Raw genomic sequence first — 5,480 nt, 5'->3', positions numbered from 1 at the left:
GTGGCGCCCCCGCGCGCTGGTGGTGGTGCGGTCCGTCGGGCCCCCGGCCGGTGGATCAGCGGGCGGTCCGGTCGTCGGTCCGGTCGGTGATCCGGTCGTGGGGCCGGCCGGTCACGTCGGCCGTGGGTCGGCCGGTGGGGCCGGCCGCCGGATCAGCCGTTGAAGGTGCCGGACTTCTCGACGGCCCACTTGCCGTCCTTGACCGTGTAGACGGTGAGCTGCTTGTTGGTGGTGTCGCCGAACTCGTCGAAGGAGACCTTGCCGGTGACGCCGTCGAAGGAGACCTTCTGGACGGCGTCGCGGACGGCGGTGCGGGCGTCGGCGCCGGTGGGGAGCTTGCCCTTGTCCTTCACGACGTTCTTGACGGCCTCGATGATGGCCCAGGCGCTGTCGTAGGAGTAGCCGCCGTAGGTCTCGTAGGCGTCCTTGTAGCCGGCGGCCTTGTAGTCGGCGATGTACTTCTTGGCGGTGTCGAGGGACTCGACGGGCAGGCCGACGGCGGTGGCGAAGTCGCCCTGGCTCTTGGGGTTGAGCTTGATGAAGTCGCCGCTCTGGATGCCGTCGCCGCCCATCAGGGGGATGTTGACGCCGGCTTCCTTGAGCTGGAGGGAGAGGGGGCCGGCGGCGGGGTACTCGCCGCCGTAGTAGACGGCGTCGGCGCCGGAGCTCTTGACCTTGGTGACGATGGCGGCGAAGTCGCGGTCGTCGGGGTTGACGTGCTCCTCGCCGGCGAGGGTGCCGCCGAGCTTGGTGAACTCGCCTTTGAAGGTGGCGGCGAGGCCGGCGCCGTAGGTCTTCTGGTCGTCGATGAGGAAGACCTTGGTCTTCTTGGCGTCGTTGTAGAGGAACTGGGCGGCGAAGGGGCCCTGGACGGCGTCGGTGGTGGCGGTGCGGAAGTAGGACTTGAAGGGCCGCTTCTTCTCGCCGCTGGCCCACTTCTCGCCCTGGCTGAGGGCGACGCCGGTGTTGGCGGGGGAGATCTCGACGAGGTTCTTGTCGTCGAAGATCTGCTGCATGGACTGGGCCACGCTGGAGTTGAGGGGGCCGACGACGCCGAGCACCTTGTCGTCGGCGACGAGCTGGGTGGCGTTCTGCTGGCCGGGGGCGGGCTTGGCGGTGTCGTCGAGGGCCTTGATCTCGAACTTGACGCCGGGGACCTCGTTGGTTTCGTTGGCCTTCTTGACGGCGAGGTCGACGGAGTTGCGGATGCCGAGGCCGAGGGCGGAGAGGTCGCCGGTGAGCGGGGCGTCGACGCCGATGACGACGGTGGTGGCGCTGTTGTCCTTGCCGCCGGCGTTGTCGCCGGACTTGGAGCCACGGGAGCCGCAGGCGCTGAGGCTGAGGGCGCCGATCACGGCAATGCTCACGACAATTGCTGAACGGTGACGCACGAGGGTCCCCTTCGGGTCAGGAGGCGCCCGCGCCTGGGTGGCGGGGGCCGGGGTGCGCGGAGGGCCTGGCCCATTCCGGATGGCGCGGTGACTGGCCGTGACTCTAGGCGTGGTGGGGGCGACTCGGGCAGTGCTGTGGGCAGGCTGTGATTCTCTTGTTATGAGCACACGGAGCATTTGTCTCAGCATGTGGCCGTTCCGGCTCGACCGATCCCGGCCCCCCAGGCGTTTACTTGCTGGTAGGGCCATGTAAGGGCCAGAAATGCGGGTTGCAGCTGGCATCACCGGTAATCGGACGCGACCGTCCGATGTGCTGCTTTCGGCCGTACGCGTCCGGATTGCGGACAGGGAGGGTGCGGCGGAGGTCCCCCGGGGTGCCTGGGGGCCTCAGGGCCGTCGTGCGCTCGGATGTCCTACCTGTTACGCACCGTTACAAATCCGGGCACGGACGTCCTCCGACCGGACATGCCGCCGCCCCCTTGTCCAGACCCAACGCCTGCCCAGTGGGCCGGAAGGTCAAACAAGGGGGCGGACAAGGGATTTGAGTCGGTCGGCCCGCAACTGTTGGTGACCGTACCGATTTTGGCGTACCGGTATTACAAGTCCCGCAGCATGCAGGTGAGTCGGCAGCTGGTGACCCGCTTGCCGGTGTCGTCGGTGATCGCGATCTCGTACGTGGCGGCGGTGCGGCCCTTGAACACCGCCGTCGCCACCCCGGTGACCAGCCCGGAGGTCGCCGAGCGGTGGTGGGTCGCGTTGAGGTCCACGCCCACCGCGTACCGGCCGGGGCCCGCGTGCAGCATCGCGCCGATCGACCCCAGGGTCTCGGCGAGCGCCGCCGAGGCGCCGCCGTGCAGCAGCCCGTACGGCTGCTGGTTGCCCTCCACCGGCATGGTGCCGACCACGCGGTCCCCGGAGGCCTCCACGATCCGGATGCCGAGCTTCTCGCCGAGGTGGCCGCCGGAGAACGTCTCCGGGCTCACCCCGAGCTTGGCGAAGTGGTCCAGCACGTCCTGCGGGACCTTCAGGACGGGGGCGGTGCCGGGGGCCGCGTCGGTCATGGGGAACTCCTGCCGCTCAAAGGATCACGTCGTCGTGCTGCCTGTGATGGTACGACCGCACTACCGGCCGGTAGAGCCGCGTGGCGGCCTCCGGCTCGGCTGCGGCCGTGCCCCTTTTGTCGGTGCCGGGCCATAGGATCGGTGGCCTGTAGTGGAATCGGCAGGAACGGACGTTGACGTGGCTACGCAGAGTACGGACAAGGGCGCGGCGAGTGGCGGCGGGGCCGGCCCGCGACCCCGGCTGATGCTGCTCGACGGGCACTCGATGGCCTACCGGGCCTTCTACGCCCTGCCCGTGGAGAACTTCAACACCTCCACCGGCCAGCCCACCAACGCGATCTACGGCTTCGCCTCGATGCTCGCCAACACCGTCCGGGACGAGGCGCCCACCCACCTCGCCGTCGCCTTCGACCTCTCCCGGCAGACCTTCCGCTCCGCCGAGTTCCCCGACTACAAGGCCAACCGGGCCAAGACCCCGGACGAGTTCCGCAGCCAGGTCGGCCTGATCGGCGAACTCCTCGACGCCATGAACATCCCCCGGCTGACCGTCGAGGGCTTCGAGGCCGACGACATCATCGCCACCCTGGCCACCGCCGCCGAGGCGGCCGGCTACGACGTCGACATCGTCACCGGCGACCGCGACTCCCTCCAGCTGGTCACCGACCACGTCACCGTGCTCTACCCCACCAAGGGCGTCTCCGAGCTCACCCGCTTCACCCCGGAGAAGGTCACCGAGAAGTACGGCGTCACCCCGCGGCAGTACCCCGACCTCGCCGCCCTGCGCGGCGACCCGTCCGACAACCTGCCCGGCATCCCCGGCGTCGGCGAGAAGACCGCCGCCAAGTGGGTCAACCAGTTCGGCTCCTTCGACGAACTCGTCGCCCGCGCCGACGAGGTGAAGGGCAAGATCGGCGAGAAGCTGCGCGACAACCTCGACTCCGTCAAGCGCAACCGGGTGCTCACCGAGCTGGTCCGCGACGTCGAACTCCCGCTCGGCGTCGCCGACCTCGGCCGCCGGCCGTTCGACAAGGCCGCCGTCGGCACCCTGATGGAGTCGCTGGAGTTCCGCAACGCCAACTTCCGCGACCGCGTCTTCGGCATCGACCCGGCCGCCGGCGAGGAGGAGGCCGTCGAACTCGCCCCCGGCGTCGACGTCGACGGCGAACTGCTCACCGACCCGGGCACCCTCGCCGCCTGGCTGCGCGAGCACGCCTCCGACGGCAAGACCACCGTCGCCCTGGCCGCCGTCTACCAGTGGGCGCTCGGCACCGGCGAGGTCACCGAAGTCGCCCTCGCCGCGGGGGAGACGGCCGCCTGGTTCGACCCGGCCCTGCTCGCCGAGGAGGACGAGCGGGCCTTCGCCGCCTGGCTCGCCGACCCGGCCGCCCCCAAGGCGCTGCACATCGCCAAGCAGGTCATGCGCGCCTTCGCCGAGCGCGGCTGGACCATCGAGGGCGTCGCCGCCGACACCGCCCTCGCCGCCTACCTGGAGAAGCCCGGCCGCCGCACCTTCACCCTGGAGGTGCTCGCCGAGGAGTACCTGGCTCGCTCGCTCACCCCGGCCCCCGCCGCCGAGAGCGGCCAACTCGCCTTCGACGCCCCGGAGGAGGACCCGGCCGCGCACGCCCAGGCGCTGATGCTCCAGGCCCGCGCCGTGCTCGACCTCGCCGCGCTCTTCGACACCCGCCTCGGCGAGGTCGGCGCCGCCGGGCTGATGCACGACATGGAACTGCCCATCGCCGCCCTGCTCGCCCGCATGGAGCGCTACGGCATCGCCGCCGACCGCGAGTGGCTCACCCGCCTGGAGGCGCAGTTCGCCGCCGAGATCCAGCGCTGCGTCGAGGAGGCCCACGCCGCCGCCGGGCACGAGTTCAACCTCGGCTCGCCCAAGCAGCTCCAGGAGATCCTCTTCGGCGAACTCGCCCTCCCGAAGACCAAGAAGATCAAGACCGGCTACACCACCGACGCCGACGCGCTCACCTGGCTCGCCACCCAGACCGACAACGAACTGCCGGTCATCCTGCTGCGCCACCGCGACCAGGCCAAGCTGCGCACCACCGTCGAGGGCCTGCTCAAGACCGTCTCGCCCAAGGGCCGGATCCACACCACCTTCAACCAGATGGTCGCCGCCACCGGCCGGCTCTCCTCGCAGGACCCGAACCTCCAGAACATCCCCGTCCGCACCGAGGAGGGCCGGGCGATCCGCCGCGCCTTCGTCGTCGGCGAGGGCTACGAGTCGCTGCTCACCGCCGACTACTCGCAGATCGAGCTGCGGATCATGGCGCACCTGTCGGAGGACGAGGCGCTGATCGAGGCCTTCGCCACCGGCGAGGACCTCCACACCACCGTCGCCTCCCAGGTCTTCGAGGTCCCCGGCGCCGCCGTCGACGCCGAGATGCGGCGCAAGATCAAGGCGATGTCCTACGGCCTGGCCTACGGCCTGTCCGCGTACGGGCTCTCCCAGCAGCTCGGCATCAAGCCGGCCGAGGCGCAGGGCCTGATGGACACCTACTTCGAGCGCTTCGGCGGCGTGCGCGACTACCTGCGCCGCGTCGTCGACGAGGCCCGGGCGACGGGCTACACCGAGACGCTCCTCGGCCGCCGCCGCTACCTGCCGGACCTCAACAGCGACAACCGCCAGCGCCGCGAGATGGCCGAGCGGATGGCCCTCAACGCCCCCATCCAGGGCTCGGCCGCCGACATCGTCAAGATCGCCATGCTCCGGGTGGACGAAGCCCTGCGCACTGCCGGCCTCACCAGCCGGATGCTGCTCCAGGTCCACGACGAAATCGTCCTGGAGCTGGCCCCGGGCGAGCGCGAGCAGGTCGAGGCGATCGTCCGCGAGCAGATGGCCGGTGCCTACCCGCTGCGCGCCCCCCTGGACGTCTCCGTCGGCGTCGGCCCCAACTGGGAGGCCGCCGCGCACTGACGCAGGGGGTCTCCGGCCGGGGTCGCCGCCGTTCCGTGCGGCGGCTCCGGCGGTATGCACTCCGCCGACCTCGCCGAGGACCCGGCCATCGGCGACCGG

General features: G+C 70.6%; 3 protein-coding genes. 1 reads left to right on the top strand and 2 read right to left on the bottom strand.

All coding sequences use genetic code 11. From position 1 onward, the window contains the following. Window positions 1-152: 152 nt before the first annotated feature. The gene (locus tag ABT247_RS31420; protein ID WP_350749475.1) at window positions 153-1,391 is read right to left on the bottom strand and encodes a branched-chain amino acid ABC transporter substrate-binding protein; all 1,239 of its coding nucleotides are present in this window, start codon (window positions 1,389-1,391) and stop codon (window positions 153-155) included. Between the two features lie 596 nt (window positions 1,392-1,987). Beyond that, entirely contained in the window at window positions 1,988-2,452 is a 465-nt protein-coding gene (locus ABT247_RS31415) for a PaaI family thioesterase (protein ID WP_350749472.1), read from the bottom strand. 244 nt (window positions 2,453-2,696) lie between these two features. On the opposite strand from ABT247_RS31415, the gene polA reads away from it, so the two are divergent. Next, the gene (polA, locus tag ABT247_RS31410) at window positions 2,697-5,381 is read left to right on the top strand and encodes a DNA polymerase I (protein ID WP_350749478.1); all 2,685 of its coding nucleotides are present in this window, start codon (window positions 2,697-2,699) and stop codon (window positions 5,379-5,381) included. The last annotated feature ends 99 nt before the right edge of the window (window positions 5,382-5,480 follow it).

The sequence above is a fragment of the Kitasatospora sp. NPDC001539 genome (assembly GCF_040298565.1).
In the GTDB taxonomy this organism is placed as follows: domain Bacteria; phylum Actinomycetota; class Actinomycetes; order Streptomycetales; family Streptomycetaceae; genus Kitasatospora.
This window is presented reverse-complemented; position numbering and strand designations above follow the sequence as displayed.

What these genes read in the sequence shown, in the direction of transcription:
- ABT247_RS31415 (WP_350749472.1), bottom strand. Translation starts at nt 2,452, where the DNA reads ATGACCGACGCGGCCCCCGGCACCGCCCCCGTCCTGAAGGTCCCGCAG.
- polA (WP_350749478.1), top strand. Translation starts at nt 2,697, where the DNA reads ATGCTGCTCGACGGGCACTCGATGGCCTACCGGGCCTTCTACGCCCTG.